Genomic DNA, 271 nt, shown 5'->3' on the forward strand with positions numbered 1-271 from the left:
GTACAGGTATCGGTAAATAAGCTATTGGCCATTTCTGCAATGGCTGATTGCTCTTCGCTTAAATTAAAATCCATTACGACTCCTTAGTTGGAACAAGTCTAAATTGTGGCAAGGTCAGCTCACCATCAAATGTGTGATATTCGACTTGCACTTTTTGGCCAATTTTAGGAGCTACACCTTCTTCAACTCCGATTAAGCCTGCTGGAATACGTACGCCTTCTTCAAGCTCAATCAAACCAATAGGATTTGGGCTATCAAATGGGGCTACATG

At 41.7% G+C, this 271-nt stretch carries 1 protein-coding gene; it reads right to left on the reverse strand.

Translation table 11 applies throughout. The annotated features are described in order from the left end of the window. Window positions 1-73: 73 nt before the first annotated feature. The coding region (locus AAEY80_RS14560; protein ID WP_350588589.1) for an OB-fold domain-containing protein at window positions 74-271 on the reverse strand (198 nt) is incomplete at its 5' end.

The organism is Psychrobacter sp. 78a-MNA-CIBAN-0178, assembly GCF_040309625.1.
In the GTDB taxonomy this organism is placed as follows: domain Bacteria; phylum Pseudomonadota; class Gammaproteobacteria; order Pseudomonadales; family Moraxellaceae; genus Psychrobacter; species Psychrobacter okhotskensis.